At 67.5% G+C, this 15,751-nt stretch carries 9 protein-coding genes; 6 read left to right on the top strand and 3 right to left on the bottom strand.

Features of this window, described 5'->3' with window-relative positions:
• The first annotated feature begins 141 nt into the window (after window positions 1-141).
• Together LL964_RS07440 and LL964_RS07435 are read left to right on the top strand one after the other, a co-directional pair.
• Window positions 142-2,145, top strand: a complete 2,004-nt coding sequence (locus tag LL964_RS07440) for a TonB-dependent receptor (RefSeq protein ID WP_167395270.1) — start codon at window positions 142-144, stop codon at window positions 2,143-2,145.
• Window positions 2,145-3,692, top strand: coding sequence for a PepSY-associated TM helix domain-containing protein (locus LL964_RS07435; protein ID WP_104586849.1), 1,548 nt, complete (start codon window positions 2,145-2,147; stop codon window positions 3,690-3,692). The genes LL964_RS07440 and LL964_RS07435 overlap by 1 nt, the downstream gene beginning before the upstream one ends.
• A gap of 129 nt (window positions 3,693-3,821) precedes the next feature.
• On the opposite strand, the gene LL964_RS07430 is transcribed toward LL964_RS07435, so the two are convergent.
• The 3 genes from LL964_RS07430 to LL964_RS07420 all read right to left on the bottom strand — a co-directional run bounded on the left by LL964_RS07430 (window position 3,822) and on the right by LL964_RS07420 (window position 8,242).
• Window positions 3,822-4,547 carry a phosphoadenylyl-sulfate reductase gene (locus tag LL964_RS07430; RefSeq protein WP_104586692.1) on the bottom strand — a complete coding sequence of 242 codons (726 nt, stop codon included), beginning with the start codon at window positions 4,545-4,547 and terminating at the stop codon, window positions 3,822-3,824.
• Window positions 4,544-6,250, bottom strand: coding sequence for an assimilatory sulfite reductase (NADPH) hemoprotein subunit (cysI, locus tag LL964_RS07425; protein WP_104586691.1), 1,707 nt, complete (start codon window positions 6,248-6,250; stop codon window positions 4,544-4,546). The genes LL964_RS07430 and cysI overlap by 4 nt, the downstream gene beginning before the upstream one ends.
• 144 nt (window positions 6,251-6,394) lie before the next feature.
• Window positions 6,395-8,242 (bottom strand): assimilatory sulfite reductase (NADPH) flavoprotein subunit, encoded by a 1,848-nt coding sequence (locus tag LL964_RS07420; RefSeq protein ID WP_104586690.1) that lies wholly within the window; start codon window positions 8,240-8,242, stop codon window positions 6,395-6,397.
• A 178-nt stretch (window positions 8,243-8,420) separates the two neighbouring features.
• Between LL964_RS07420 and cysD the strand changes: the two genes are divergently transcribed.
• The 4 genes from cysD (at window position 8,421) to LL964_RS07400 (ending at window position 15,738) form a co-directional block, all read left to right on the top strand.
• On the top strand, window positions 8,421-9,329 hold the full coding sequence (gene cysD, locus LL964_RS07415) for a sulfate adenylyltransferase subunit CysD (RefSeq protein WP_104586689.1): 909 nt from the start codon (window positions 8,421-8,423) through the stop codon (window positions 9,327-9,329).
• 62 nt (window positions 9,330-9,391) lie between these two features.
• Window positions 9,392-11,305, top strand: a complete 1,914-nt coding sequence (gene cysN, locus LL964_RS07410) for a sulfate adenylyltransferase subunit CysN (protein ID WP_167395258.1) — start codon at window positions 9,392-9,394, stop codon at window positions 11,303-11,305.
• Window positions 11,306-11,548: 243 nt separating this feature from the next.
• Window positions 11,549-12,616, top strand: coding sequence for an efflux RND transporter periplasmic adaptor subunit (locus LL964_RS07405; RefSeq protein ID WP_104586686.1), 1,068 nt, complete (start codon window positions 11,549-11,551; stop codon window positions 12,614-12,616).
• Window positions 12,613-15,738 carry an efflux RND transporter permease subunit gene (locus LL964_RS07400; RefSeq protein ID WP_104586685.1) on the top strand — a complete coding sequence of 1,042 codons (3,126 nt, stop codon included), beginning with the start codon at window positions 12,613-12,615 and terminating at the stop codon, window positions 15,736-15,738. The genes LL964_RS07405 and LL964_RS07400 overlap by 4 nt, the downstream gene beginning before the upstream one ends.
• Window positions 15,739-15,751: the final 13 nt, after the last annotated feature.

Raw genomic sequence — 15,751 nt, 5'->3', positions numbered from 1 at the left:
CGTCGGCCGGTGCGTGCATGGCTGGATGAACCGCCCGTTTCCTTGAATCACGCTGGCGCCCGCTGTCTGGGTGGTGCGCGGCTGTCGTGCCGTCTTGTGACGGCAAGGGATTGGTCAATGCGTTGGGGGTTGTTGCAAGCGTTGTGGTACGCGCCGTCGTTGGCGCTGGTGTATGGAGCCGCCGGTACCCTGCAGGCGCAGGAGGTGGCATTGATGCTGGGCAAGGTGGAGGTCGGTGCACAGGCACCGCGCTTTCCAGGTGCTGCGCAGGTCCTCAGCTCGGTGGATGTGATCGGCGGCGAACTGCTGCACGATCAACATGTGGATTACAGCTGGGAACTGCTGACGCGCGCGCCCGGCGTGCAGGTCACCCCGTTCCGCATGGGCACCGATGCAGGGCGGTTCTCGTTCCGCGGTTTCAATGGCGAGGGGCGGATCAATGCGGTGAAGCTGCTGATCGACGGCATTCCCAGCAACGACAACGCTGGCGGCATGCCGTATCTGGACGCGGTGTTCCCGCAGGACATCAGCGCCATCGAGATCGTGCGCGGCACCAACGATGCACGATATGGGTTGAACGCCATCGCCGGCAGCGTGGATGTGCTGACCCGCAGCGGCGGCAACGATGGCCGGCTGAGCGTGACCGGGGGCAGTTTCGGTGCACGCGAGCTGCAACTGGGCAAGGGTGTCGAACGCGGTGCGTGGAGCCAGAACTACGTGCTGGCCTGGCGCGACTCCGATGGCTATCGCGAACATGCCGACGCCCGCAAACGCAGCGCGGCCGGCAAATGGTTCTACACCGATCCGGATGGCGCCTTCCGCGCCGGGCTGACCACGCGCCATTACGACAACCATGCACTGGAGGCGGGCTATCTGGATGCGGCCACCGCCCGTGCGGCGCCGCGCAGTTCACCGGCGTATGCGCAGGACGATCGCAGCGAACGCCAGCTGTGGCAGACCGCGTTGCACGCGGACGGCACGCTGGGCGCAGCTGCGCAGTGGAGCGCCAAGGCCTATCAGAACGATTACCGCAACCAGCGTTGGGTGCGTTTTTCGGCCGCAGGCCTGCAACAGGAGCGCGATGCCGATGAAACCCATCGCGGCGTGTTGTTGCGCGGCAGCTGGCGGCCGGACTGGGAGGCGATGGATCTCAACCTGGACGCCGGCGTGGATGCGCAATGGCAGTCCAACCAGTCGCGGCGGTATCGCACCGTGGCGCGTGTGCGCACGGCGCGACTGCGCGCGTGGGACTACGGCCTGCGCACGCACGGCGCCTATGTGCAGGCGGTGCTCGAACCTACCGGGCGTCTGCAGCTGGTGCCGGGTTACCGGGTCGATCGTGTCGATGGCCAATTGCACGATGTGTTGGCTGGCGTGTACGCCCCCATCTACCGCTACGGCGCCATCAGGCAACCCAAGTTCAGCGCCAGCTATCGGGTGGGCGAGCACGACAGCGTGTACGCCAACTGGGGGCGCAGCTTTCAGATCGGTAGCGGTGACGGAGCCTATCGTCGGCAGTCCGCAGATCTGGGGCCATCGATCAACGACGGCTGGGAAGCCGGTTTCAAATTCGCGCCGTCGGTGCTGCTGGACGGGCGCCTGGCGTACTGGGAGCAACGCGCATCCGGCGAGGTGGCGACCGTGCTTGGCGTCAACGGCGTTCCCGGCGTCGGCGAGGTGGCCAATGTGGGGCGCACGCTGCGGCGTGGCTGGGATGCGCAGGTGAATCTGCAGCCGGCCGAACACTGGCGCGCGTGGATCGCGTATTCGCGGCAGAAGGCCAGCATCGCCACACCGGACCCGAGCGCACCGGCTACGCGCGGCAAGGAGATCGAAAACGTGCCGCGCTGGTTGGCAACCGCCGGGCTGGAGTGGCAGCTCACCACGGCCTTGCAGCTCAGCGCCTGGGGCAACGCGCAGGGCGACTATTTCCTGGAGCGCAGCAACACGCTGGGCCGCACGGGCGGCTATGCGCTGCTCAACCTGGGTGCGCGCTGGAGCGTGAGTGCACGCACTGCAGTGAGCCTGCAGCTGCGCAATGCGACCGATCGCGCCTATGTCTATGCATGGTACGACAGCGGCAGTTCCGGCTATTCGCCGGGAGATGGCCGCGCGCTGTCGCTGTCGTGGGATTGGAGCTTCTGATGCACGCATTCTTCAACGATGGCCGAGCCAGTGCAGCGTCGCAGGATGGCCGCTGGCGGTTCTACCGCGCGGTATGGCGCTGGCATTTCTACGCCGGCCTGCTGGTGCTGCCGTTCATTGTGTGGCTGGCGTTGACCGGTGCGGCGTTCCTGTATCAGGAAGCGATCGACCGCAGCGCGCATCACGCGCTGAAGGTGGTGCCGGTGGGAACGTCGCGCGCGTCCGCGCAGCAGCTGGTGGATGCGGCCAGGCGGCATCACGTCGGTCGTATGTTCCGCTACACCACGCCGAAACAGGCCGATGCCAGCGCCGAGATCGGGCTGGTGGATGCGCAGGGCGCACGGCGGGTGATGTACGTGGACCCGTATCGCGCGCGCGTGCTGGGCAGCCTGCCCGAGCATGGCACCCTGGCCTGGACCATCCGGCGGCTGCACAGTCTGGAGCTGCTCGGGCCGTTCGCGCAGGGGCTGATCGAAATGGCAGCGGGTTGGGCAATCGTGCTGGTGCTCACCGGCTTCTACCTGTGGTGGCCGCGCGGGCGCCGCGGCGGCGTGATCAAGGTGCGCGGCAAGCCGGCGCAGCGGCTGTTCTGGCGCGACCTGCATGCGGTGACCGGTGCCGGCGTGGGCGCGGTGCTGCTGTTCCTGGCGCTGACCGGCATGCCGTGGTCCTGGCTGTGGGGCGCACAGGTCAACCGCTGGGCCAATGGGCATGATTTCGGCTATCCCGCGGGGCTGCGTGTGCAGCAGCCGATGTCGCAGCAGCGTTTGTCCGAGACGACCGATCCGGCGTGGTCGTTGCGGCAGGCGCGTGTGCCGGAGTCTGTGCTGCCTGGGCGTGGGGCCGCGGTGGTGGACGAGGGTCTGCGTGACGGGCGGGTAAGTGTGACGCTGGCGGATGCGGAACACTCGGAACACTCGGAACAGCCAAGCCCGTCAGAACACGCGGTCCAGTCTCAACATGCCGCCCACGGCGGCACCGGCGGCACCGGCGGCACCGGCGGTGTCGCTGCGCCAGGTCACGGCGCAATCGGTCTGGATTCGGCGATGGCGCGGTTCGATGCGCTCGGCATCGTGCCGGGCTACAGCGTCTCGCCACCGCGTGGCGCCACCGGGGTGTATACCGCCTCGGTCTATCCGGCCGACCTGCAGCGCCAACGCGTGATCCATCTGGATCAGTACAGCGGTGCGGTGCTGCTGGACATGCGCTATCACGATTACGGGCCAGTGGGGCGTGCGCTGGAATGGGGCATCAACGTGCACCTGGGTCAGCAATACGGAACGGCGAACCAGCTGATCCTGTTGCTGGCGTGCGCGGCGATCGTACTGCTTTGCGTGAGCGCGGCGGTGATGTGGTGGAAACGTCGCCCGGTCGGCGGCCTGGGCGTGCCGCCGTTGCCGGCCGATCCGCGCACGCTGCGCGGTGTGCTGGTGCTGTTGGTGATCTGCGGGCTGATCTTCCCGCTGGTCGGGGTGTCGCTATTGCTGATGTGGCTGTTCGACCGCTACTGGATGCAGCGCAGTCAGGCACGCGTTCTCATGCCATGAGCACGAGCGCGTCACCTCGATGCGCTGCAGACCTGCCGAGTCAGGAGTGCGCTCGGCGGTGTGCCCACCGGCAAATTCGACGCGTCGTGGTGCATGCAGGCTTGGTAACAAGCGCGCACTGCGCCGCGCTCAGATGTCTTCGTGGATGCCACACTCGCGCTTGAGCCCGAAGAAACGCGTGTCTTCCTCGCGCATGCCCGGCTCCCAACGGCGGGTGGTGTGGAAATCGCCGATCGAGACATAGCCCTGTTCCCACAGCGGGTGATACGGCAGGTCGTGGGCCTGCAGATATTGCCAGACGTCGCGGTCTGTCCAGTCGGCGATGGGGCTGACCTTGTAGCGGTCGCCGCGCTTCTGCAGGATCGGTGTCTGCGCGCGGCCGCCGGACTGGCTGCGGCGCAGGCCGGTGAACCAGGTGCCCACGTTGAGCTCGTCCAGTGCACGCCGCATCGGCTCGACCTTGCGCAGGTTGTTGTACTGATCGATGCCCACCATGCCCTGTTCCCACAGGCGGCCGTGCCGGGCCTCCATCCAGGCACGGCTGACCAGCGGGCGGTAGACCTTGAGGTTGAGCTTGAGCCGGTCGGTCAACGCGTCGGCGAATCTGTAGGTCTCCGGGAACAGATAGCCGGTGTCGATCAGGATCACCGGAATGTCCGGGCGTTGCTGGGACAACAGATGCAGCGTGACGGCCGATTGCGCACCGAAGCTGGACGACAGCGCCGCTTCCTGCGGCCCGTGCTGCAAGGCCCAGGCCACGCGCTCGTCGGCGCGCAGGTTTTCCAGCTGCGCGTTGAGCGCGTCCAGGTCATCCAGTGCCGAAGCGGTGTTCGATGCAGCGGGCAGCGCGGTCATGCGAGCAGTTCCAGGTCGAGGTGACGGTGCGTGGGGTAGGGCGGCAGCGCGATCAGGCCGCTGCGGTGCAGGAAGTCGCCGAAGCCTTCATCGCCGTCCCGGTCGCGTTCGGCCGCATAGCAGGCCAGCAGCGGATCCAGTGCAGCGAGGATGTCCGCCTCGGCGATGTTCTCGCGGTACAGGGTGTTGAGCCGCTGACCTCGGCGGTCGCCGCCCAGCATCAGGTTGTAACGGCCGGGCGCCTTGCCGACCAGGGCGATCTCGGCCAGGTACGGCCGCGAGCAGCCATTCGGGCAGCCGGACAGACGCAGCACGATGGGGGTGTCGGTCAGGCCATGGCGCGCCAGCAGCGGTTGCAGGGCGGCGCTGAAGTCCGGCAGATAGCGTTCGGCTTCGGCCATGGCCAGGCCGCAGGTGGGCAGCGCCACGCAGGCCATCGCGCCCCGCGCCAGCGCGGTGGTGGCGCGATTGCCGGCATCCAGCGCGTACTGCGCCACCAGGGCATCGACGCGTGCCCGTTCGCCAGCGGGTACGCCGGCGATGACCAGGTTCTGGTTGGGCGTCATGCGAAATTCGCCTACCTGCAGCTGTGCGATCGCACGCAGGCCGCTCAGATGCGCGGCGGTGTCGGTATCGGCGATGCGTCCAGCCGGCAGCGACAGGGTGAGGTGCCACAGGCCGTCTTCGCCCTCCACCCATCCATAGCGGTCGCCGTTGTGCTCGAACGCGAAGTGCCGTGCCGGTTGCAGGGCGAAGCCGGCACGACGTTCGATCTCGGCCACGATGGTGTCCAGGCCGTGATCGTCGATGGTGTACTTGAAGCGCGCCCGCTTGCGCACGGCGCGGTTGCCGAGGTCGCGCTGGGTGGTGACCACCGCGGTGGCGATGTCCAGCAACTGCTCACGGCTGACGAAGCCGATCACGTTGGCCACGCGCGGCCAGGTCTCGGTGTCGCCGTGGGTGGCACCCATGCCGCCGCCGATACTGACGTTGTAACCGAGCAGCTCGCCGTTGCGCAGGATCGCGATAAAACCAAGATCGTTGGCAAACACGTCCACGTCGTTGAGCGGCGGGGCGGCGAATCCGATCTTGAACTTGCGTGGCAGATAACGCTCGCCATAGATCGGCTCGTCCTCGCTGCCGGAACCGGAGACGCGTTGCTCGTCCAGCCAGATTTCGTAGTACGCACGGGTGTTGGGCAGCAGGTGTTCGGACACGCGCGCCGCATCCGCATACAGCGCGGCGTGCGCCTGCGACAGTAGCGGGTTGGCCGCCACCTGGACGTTGCGGTTGACGTCGCCGCAGGCCGCCAGCGTATCGATCAGGGTCGCATTGATCGCCTGCATGGTGGCCTTGAGCTCGCGCTTGATCACGCCATGGAACTGGAACGCCTGGCGGGTGGTGATGCGCAGCGAATGATTGGCATAGCGGGTGGCGATGCCGTCCAGTGCCAGCCACTGGCTGGGCGAAATCACTCCGCCCGGTGTGCGCGTGCGGATCATGAACTGATACGCCGGTTCGAGCTTCTGCCGGCGCCGCTCGTCGCGGATATCGCGGTCGTCCTGCTGGTAGCTGCCGTGGTATTTGATCAGGGTCTGATCGTCTTCGCGCAACGCCCCGGTCACCGCATCGGCCAGGCTCTGCTCGAGCGACCCACGCAGGCGACGGCTGTGGGATTTGATGTCTTCGACGGAGTGGCTCATTGGTGGATGCTGGGGAGGGGCGGGTTGTGGGAGCGGGACCGGGGACTCGGGACCCGGGACCCGGGAGCAGCAAGAAACACAGCAACTGCAGTGCACGCTCTTGCTCTTCCGGGTCCCGGGTCCCGGGTCCCGAGTCCCGGCATCTCAATAGACATCACGCGCATACCGCCCCTCCACCTGCAGTTGCGTGAGGTAGGCGGCGGCGTCCTCCGGGCTGCGTGCGCCGTGGGTGGCGACGATGTCCAGCAATGCGGCGTGCACGTCCTTGCCCATGCCGATGGCGCCGCACACATACACATGCGCGCCGCCCTGCAGCCAGGCGTAGACCTCGGCACCGCGTTCGCGCAGGCGGTGCTGCACATAGATCTTTTCGCTGTGATCGCGCGAGAACGCCAGCTCCAGGGCGTGCAGCTCGCCGCGTTGCAGGGCCTGCTGCCATTCGGCCTGGTACAGGAAGTCGGTGTTGAAATGCTGGGCGCCGAAGAACAGCCAGTTGCGTCCACGGGCGCCGGTTTCGGCGCGCTCCTGCACGAAGCCGCGGAACGGCGCCACGCCGGTGCCGGGGCCGATCATCAGGATGTCGCGGTCGGCATCGGCGGGCACGCGGAAACGTTGGTTTGGCTCGATGTAGACCGGCGCGGTGTCGCCTTCGGCGAGCCCGGCCAGAAAGCCGCTGGCCGAGCCCAGGTGTGTATGCCCGTGTGCCTGGTAATGGAGCTCGTCCACCGCCAGGTGCACTTCCTCGCCCACGCGCTTGCGGCTGGAGGCGATCGAGTACAGCCGTGGGGTGAGCGGACGCAGGCTGGCCAGCAGGCCGGCATGGTCCCAATCCGCCGGCCAGCGGCGCAGCACGTCGATCACCTGATGATCGGCGAGCAGCGCCGCCAGGCCGGCGGTCTGGGTCGGGGCGAGCAGCGCCTGCAGTTCGTCTGCACCGGCACGCTCGGCATGGGCGGTGAGGAACGGGCGCGAGAGTTTGGTCAATTCGCGCCGGGTGCTCAGCCACTCGCGCAGCGCCAGGGTGTCCTCGCCGACAGTGACCGCGGCATCGCCATCCAGCCGCACGGCCTGCAGCAGCGGCTCCACCAGGGCTGGTGGATTGCGATGCACGATGCCCAGCGCATCGCCCGGTTCGTAGCTCAGGCCGCTGCCTTCCAGGGAGAATTCCAGGTGCCGTACGCGCTTGCCCGGCTGCGCATAGACCCGGAAACCCGGGCCCTTGAAGTCGCGCCCGCTGATGATCTGGTTGGCCAGCAGCTCTGCACCGAACGGATGCTGGTGCGACCAGGCGGGCGCGGCAGGGGAGCTGCGCAGGGGAGTGACGGTGGCCGAGTGCGGGACGCTCCGCAGCTGCTCGCGCGCGTGCTTGAGCGCCTGCGTGCGCCACGGAATGGCGACACCGTCGATATCCAGGTCGGCCTCGCCGCGTGGTTGCACGCGGCCGGCACCGAGCTCGGCCAGCCGCTCGTCGATACGCCGTGCGATGCCGCAGAAGTCCGCATAACTCGAATCGCCCAGGCCCAGTACCGCGTACTTGAGCTCGGGCAGCCTGGGCGCGCGGCGGCCGGCGAGGAACTCCACCAGGCCGATCGCATCGTCCGGCGGGTCGCCTTCGCCCTGGGTGCTGATCACCACGTACAGCAGGCGTTCGCTGGCCAGCTCGCGGGTGGGGTAGGCATCGGCGCGCAGCAGCCGCACGCTCAGGCCCGCCGCTTCAGCGTCGGCGGCCAGTTGCTCGGCCTGCCGACGGGCGTTTCCGGTCTGGCTGCCGTAGAGCACGGTCAGGCGCTGGCTGTCCTGCGCTGCCGCCTGCGCTTGCCCACCCGGCAGCACCGCCAGCGAACGCGGCGGCTGGCCTTGGGCCAGCCCGGCGGTGTAGCCGGACAGCCACCACAGCGAAGCGGTATCCAGGCCCTCGACCAGCCGCTCCAGCAGCGCCTTGCGCTCGTCGGGCAAGGGGCTGGGCGGTAGCGTGGAGCTGGCGGCAGTCATTCGGTTCCAGGGGCGTGGATGAGACCGAGGATGTTAGGGAGCCGTTGCCGCCAGCAGAAAGGAACAGCCGTTATCGCGTTATGCCGGCCGCTTATTTCGGGCCGGCTTCGCGGCAGGACACACTGCTGCGCCTTGCCCTACCATCGGTTGGCCGCCTGCCGAGGCCGATCACAGTCCGATGACCCAACTCCCGCTGTCCCATCTCGACCGGCTCGAAGCCGAAAGCATCCACATCCTGCGCGAGGTCGCCGCAGAATTCCGCGCGCCGGTGATGCTGTATTCGGTCGGCAAGGACAGTTCGGTGCTGCTGCACCTGTTGCTCAAGGCGTTCGCGCCGTCGCCACCGCCGATTCCGCTGCTGCACGTGGACACGCGCTGGAAGTTCCGCGAGATGATCGCCTTCCGCGATCGCCGCGCGGCCGAAGCCGGCGTGGACCTGCGCGTGCACATCAATCCCGACGGCATCGCGCAGAACGTCGGCCCGATCAGCCACGGCGCCGCCGTGCATACCGACATCATGAAGACCCAGGGCCTGAAGCAGGCGCTGGAGCATGGCCGGTTCGATGCGGCGATCGGCGGTGCACGCCGCGACGAAGAGAAATCGCGCGCCAAGGAGCGCGTGTTTTCCTTCCGCAATGCGCGCCATCGCTGGGACCCGAAGAACCAGCGCCCGGAGCTGTGGAATCTGTACAACGCACGCACCAGCCCTGGCGAAAGCGTGCGCGTGTTCCCGCTGTCCAACTGGACCGAACTGGACATCTGGCTGTACATCTATCGCGAGCAGATTCCGGTGGTGCCGCTGTATTTCGCCGCCCCGCGCCCGGTGGTCGAACGCGATGGTGCCCTGATCATGGTCGATGACGCGCGCCTGCCCCTGCATCCGGGTGAAACCCCGCAGCTGCGCTCGGTGCGCTTCCGCACGCTGGGTTGCTATCCGCTCACCGGCGCGATCGACTCCACGGCCGACACCCTGGAAGCGGTGATCGCCGAAATGCTGGTCAGCACCAGCTCCGAACGTCAGGGCCGGATGATCGACCACGCCCCCGGCGCATCGATGGAACAGAAGAAGCTGGAGGGGTATTTCTGATGGGCCGGGATTCGAGATTCGGGATTCGGGATTGGCAGGAGCCGTTTGCAGAGAGCGGAAAGATGGAGGGGGCCGCGTTTGCGAATCCCGAATCCCGAATCCCCAATCCCGGCACCATCGCTGCCTACCTCCAACAGCACGAATCCAAGCCGCTGCTGCGCTTGATCACCTGCGGCAGCGTGGACGACGGCAAGAGCACCCTGATCGGGCGGTTGCTGTACGACAGCAAGCGCCTGTTCGACGACCAGCTGGCGGCACTGGAAAGCGATAGCCGCCGCCATGGCACCCAGGGCGAGGGGATCGATTACGCCCTGCTGATGGATGGGTTGGCAGCCGAGCGCGAGCAGGGCATCACCATCGATGTCGCCTACCGCTACTTCGATACCGACCGGCGCAAGTTCATCGTGGCCGATTGCCCCGGGCACGAGCAGTACACCCGCAACATGGCCACCGGCGCGTCCACCGCCGATGTGGCGGTGGTGCTGGTGGATGCGCGCAAGGGGCTGCTGACCCAGACACGCCGGCATAGCTACATCGTGTCGCTGCTGGGTATCGGCCACGTGGTGCTGGCGGTCAACAAGATGGATCTGGTGGACTACGACGCGCAGGTGTTCGCCGCGATCGCCGAAGGCTACCGGGCGCTTGCCGCGCAGTTGGGCATCGCCGCCGTGCAGTGCATTCCGCTGTCGGCGTTGGCGGGTGAGAACCTGTCCAGCCCGTCCACCCGCATGCCGTGGTACCAGGGGCCGTCTCTGCTGGAACATCTGGAAACCGTGCAGGTGACGGCGCCGGAGTCCGGCAGCGGCCTGCGCCTGCCGGTGCAATGGGTCAACCGGCCGAATGCGCAGTTCCGTGGCTATGCGGGAACCATTGCCGCCGGCCAGGTGCGTGTGGGCGATGCGGTGGTGGTGGTGCCCTCCGGGCGCCGTACCCAGGTGGCCAGCGTGCTCGATGCCAATGGCGAGGTGGACAGCGCACGGGCCGGTCAGGCGGTGACGCTGACCCTGCGTGACGAAATCGACATCAGTCGTGGCGACATCATCGCCGGTATCGACGACCCGCCCGAGGTGGCCGACCAGTTCGCTGCGCATCTGCTGTGGATGGACGATGCGGCGTTGCTGCCCGGTCGCCCGTACTGGCTGAAGATCGGTGCGCGCTCGGTCACCGCGAGCATCAGCGAGATCAAGCACAAGGTCGAGGTGAACACCCAGGAGCGGCTGGCCGCCAAGCGGCTGGAGCTCAACGAGGTGGGCTACTGCAACCTGTCGCTGGACGAGCCGATTGCGTTCGCGCCGTATGCGCGCAACCGCGTGCTCGGCGGCTTCATCCTGATCGACCGGCAGACCAACGCCACGGTGGCGGCCGGCACGCTGGAGTTCGCGCTGCGCCGCGCCGGCAACGTGCACTGGCAGCACCTGGATGTGGACCGCAGCGCGCGCGCGCGCATCAAGGGGCAGGCGCCGCGCGTGCTGTGGTTCACCGGTCTGTCCGGCGCAGGCAAGTCCACCGTGGCCAATCTGGTGGACAAGCGCCTGCACGCGCTGGGCTATCACACCTTCATCCTGGACGGCGACAACGTGCGCCACGGGCTCAATCGCGATCTGGGCTTCACCGACGAGGATCGCGTGGAAAACATTCGCCGGGTGGCCGAGGTGGCGCGGTTGATGGCCGATGCCGGGCTGATCGTGCTGGTCAGCTTCATCTCGCCGTTCCGCGCCGAGCGGCAACTGGCGCGCGAACGCTTCGAGGCAGGCGAGTTCGTCGAGGTCTTCGTCGATGTGCCGCTGGCGGTGGCCGAGGCGCGCGATGTGAAGGGGCTGTACCGCAAGGCGCGCGCCGGGCAGATTCCCAACTTCACCGGCATCGACTCGCCCTACGAGGCGCCGCAGGCGCCGGAGATCCATCTTCGTGCCGATGGCGAGAATGTGGAGGCGCTGGCACGCCAGGTGCTGGGATACCTCGGGCTGGAGCGCTGAGCGGGAAACGCCCGCTGGCCGTTCCGATCTGAAGGCTGCAGCCGTCGCGCGCCCGCCAGGAGAGGCCCGGGCGGGCCGGTCGGGTCCGTTTTCCTGCGCGCGTCACGCGACGGGCGTCAAGCTTTGCATCGCATCGTGGCGGTCCCGGCAAGGGTCGTTGGTCATGGTGAAAAGCGCGCCCTTTCTGCCTTTTGCAGGGCGGCAAGGCTCTACACTTTCGATGTACCCCGCCAGGATGTTCTGATGCTTGTTCTGCCCAGCGCGCGCGTCTGCGTCGCGCTCCTGTTGGCCGTGTGGCTGTGCGCTTGTGCCCGCCAGGCCAGTGCGCCCGCGGCCGCCAAACCCATCCCGGTGGTGGTGCAGCCGGTGGCGGTGCAGCCGTGGAACTCCACCGTGCAGTCGATCGCCACGGTGCGGGCGCGTGAGTCGGTGGCGCTGACCGCCGCGGTCAGCGATGTGGTCGAACAGGTCTATTTCGACAGCGGCGACGAGGTCAGGGCCGGGCAGTTGTTGTTGCGTCTGCGCGGCAACTCCCAGCAGGCGGCGCTGACTGCGGCGCAGGCCACCTTCGAGGAAACCGATCAGCTGTACCGTCGCCAGTTGAGCCTGGTCGGCCAGCAGCTGGTGGCCAAGTCCACGGTCGACACCCAGCGTGCGTTGCGCGATGCCGCGCAGGCGCGCGTGCAGCAGATGCGGGCGGAGATCATCGACCGCGAGGTGCGTGCGCCGTTTGCCGGCGTGTTGGGCATCCGCCAGATCAGTCCCGGTTCGTTGATCACCTCCAGCACGGTGATCGCCACCCTGGACGATGTGGCACGCATGTACGTGGATTTTCAGGTGCCCGAATCGCAGTTCGGCCTGGTGCAGCTGGGCAACGCGGTCAACGGCACTGCGGCAGCGTATCCGGGGGCACGGTTCGAAGGCGAGGTGGCGGCGATCGATTCGCGGATCGACGAGACCACGCGCTCGGTGACGGTGCGTGCAGACTTCCCCAATGACGATCGTCGGTTGCGCCCGGGCATGTTGCTGGATGTGCGGTTGTTCCAGCCGGCCCGGCAGGCGGTGGTGATTCCTGAAATTGCGGTGGTGCAGGTGGGGCGCGAGTCCTACGTGTTCCGGGTCAAACCCGATTCCAGCGTCGAGCGCGCCGATGTGCGCCTGGGCGAGCGGCGCGATGGCAAGGTGGAAATCCTCGACGGCCTCGAGGCCGGTGAGCGCATCGTCGTGGATGGTACCGGCAAGCTGCGGCCCGGCCTGAAGGTCGCCGACCAGCCCGCGCCTGCGCCAGCCCCTGCGCAGGCCGCGCGATGAAACTCTCCGACCTGTCCATTACCCGCCCGGTGATGGCGGTGGTGATGAGCCTGTTGCTGATCGTGCTGGGGGTGATGTCGTTCACCCGGCTCACCCTGCGCGAACTGCCGGCGATCGACCCGCCCATCGTCTCGGTGGACGTGGAATACACCGGCGCTTCGGCGGCGGTGGTGGAAAGCCGCATCACCCAGGTACTGGAAGACGCGCTGGCCGGCATCGAGGGCATCGAGACCATCGAAGCGCGCAGCCGCAACGGTTCCTCGGACATCAGCATCGAGTTCGTGCAATCGCGCGATGTGGAAGCGGCCGCCAACGACGTGCGCGATGCGGTCAGCCGGGTGTCGGACCGCATGCCCGACCAAGCGCGGCCGCCGGAAATCTCCAAGGTCGAAGCCGATGCCGACCCCATCCTGTGGCTCAACATGAGCTCCAGCACGATGGACACGCTGCAGCTGTCCGACTACGCCGAACGCTACGTGGTGGACCGTTTCTCCAGCCTGGACGGCGTGGCGCAGGTGCGCATCGGCGGGCGCCAGCGCTACGCCATGCGCATCTGGCTGGATCGCGACCAACTGGCCGCACGCGCGCTCACCGTGGCCGATGTGGAAGCGGCGCTGCAGAACGAGAACGTGGAACTGCCGGCCGGTAGCATCGAATCGGCGCAGCGCGACTTCACCCTGCGCGTGGAGCGCAGCTATCTCAAGCCGGAGGACTTCGCCAAGCTGCCGCTGAGCAAGGGCGAGGACGGCTACGTGGTGCGGCTGGGCGACGTGGCCAAGGTGGAACTCACCTCGGCCGAGCGACGCGCGTATTTCCAGAGCAATGGCGTGCCCAACGTGGGCCTGGGCATCGTGCGCAATTCCACCGCCAATGCGCTGGATGTGGCGCGCGAGGCGCGGGCGCGTGCCGAAGAGATCCAGAAGACCTTGCCCAAGGGCACCGACATCTTCGTCGCCTTCGACACCACCACCTTCATCGATGCGGCGGTGGAGCGCGTCTACCACACGCTGGTCGAAGCGGTGGTGCTGGTGCTGGTGGTGATCTGGGTGTTTCTGGGCAGCGCACGCGCCGCGTTGATTCCGGCGGTAACGGTGCCGGTGTGCCTGATCGCCGCGTTCATCGCACTGTATGCCTTCGATTTCTCGATCAACCTGCTCACCTTGCTGGCGCTGGTGTTGTGCATCGGCCTGGTGGTGGACGACGCCATCGTGGTGGTGGAAAACATCCAGCGCCGCATCGATCTAGGCGAGCCGCCGCTGGTGGCCGCCAAACGCGGCACCGCACAGGTCGCCTTCGCGGTGATCGCCACCACGGCGGTGCTGGTGGCGGTGTTCCTGCCGGTGGGCTTTCTGGAAGGCAACACCGGGCGGCTGTTCCGTGAGCTGGCAGTGGCGCTGGCGGCGGCGGTGGCGATCTCGGCCTTCGTGGCGCTGACGCTGACGCCGATGATGTCGTCAAAGTTGCTGCGCTCGCACGGGCAGGCCAAGCCCAATCGTTTCCACCAGTGGTTCGACGGACGCATGCAGGCGGTGTCCGCGGCGTACGGCCGCTCGCTGGAGCGCCATGTGCAGCGCACCTGGATCTTCGCGCTGCTGATGCTGCTGGCGCTGGGCGCCAGCGCCTGGCTGATGGGCCGTATCCCTTCCGAGCTGGCGCCGGCCGAGGACCGTGGCAATTTCCAGATCATGATCGACGGCCCGGAAGGTGCGGGCTTCGATTACACCGTGGGGCAGATGCACCAGGTCGAAGACATCCTGCGCCCCTACGTGGGCCCGGACAAACCCATCGTGCGCGCCAATCCGCGCGTGCCCGGCGGCTTCGGCAGCAGCGAGGAGATGCACACCGGCCGCGTCAGCGTGTTCCTGCAGGATTGGGAAAAGCGCACCCGCCCCACCACCGAAGTGGCCGACGAACTGCAGCAGAAGCTCAACGCGCTCAGTGGCGTGCGCGCACGTACGCAGGTCAGCGGCGGCCTGGTGCGTAGTCGCGGCCAGCCGTTCCAGCTGGTGCTGGGCGGGCCGGACTACGCCGAGATCGCGCAGTGGCGCGATCGCATTTTGCAGCGCATGGAAGCCAATCCCGGCCTGGTCGGTCCGGACTCGGATTACAAGGAAACCCGCCCGCAGATGCGCGTCAACATCGACCGTTTGCGCGCGGCCGACCTGGGCGTGCCGGTGACCGCGATCGGTGGCGCGCTGGAAGCGATGATGGGCTCGCGCCGCGTCACCACCTTCGTCGACAACGGCGAGGAGTACGACGTGATGCTGCAGGCCGGGCGCGAAGGCCGCATGGCGCCGGAAGACCTCACCGCCATCCGTGTGCGCTCCACCCGCGGCGAGCTGATCCCGCTCTCCAATCTGGTCACGCTCAGCGAAGTGGCCGAAGCCGGTACCTTGAACCGCTTCAATCGCCTGCGCGCGATCACGATCACGGCGGGCCTGGCACCGGGCTACCCGTTGGGCGAGGCCATTGCCTGGGCCCAGCAGACCGCGCGCGAAGAGCTGCCCGACTACGCGCAGGTGGACTGGAAGGGCGAATCGCGCGAATACCAGCAATCCGGCAGCGCCGTCTTGCTGACCTTCGGCATGGCCCTGCTGGTGGTGTACCTGGTACTGGCAGCGCAGTTCGAAAGCTTCGCCCATCCGCTGGTGATCATGCTCACCGTGCCTTTGGCGGTGCTGGGTGCACTGGTCGGCCTGTGGCTCACCGGCGGCACGCTCAACCTCTTCAGCCAGATCGGCATCGTGATGCTGGTGGGCCTGGCGGCCAAGAACGGCATCCTGATCGTGGAATTCGCCAATCAGTTGCGCGACGAAGGCCGCAGCGTGCATGCGGCCATCGTCGAATCGGCATCGGTGCGTTTGCGCCCGATCCTGATGACGTCGATTGCGACGGTGGTCGGTGCGATCCCGCTGGTGGTGGCCGGTGGGCCCGGCTCGGCCAGCCGCGCCACCATCGGCGTGGTGGTGATCTTCGGCGTCTCGCTGTCCACCTTGCTGTCGCTGTACGTGGTGCCGGCGTTCTACAGCCTGATCGCGCCCTACACCAAGTCGCCCGAGGCGCTGGCGCGCGAGCTGGAAACGCTGGAGGCGCAGACCCCTTCGGTGGGCGGGCATGCGTAAGCCGGTAGCGCAC

Source organism: Xanthomonas melonis (assembly GCF_020783655.1).
In the GTDB taxonomy this organism is placed as follows: Bacteria; Pseudomonadota; Gammaproteobacteria; order Xanthomonadales; family Xanthomonadaceae; genus Xanthomonas; species Xanthomonas melonis.
Note: the sequence above shows the minus strand (reverse complement) of the source record. Positions and strands in the feature narration are given on the sequence as shown.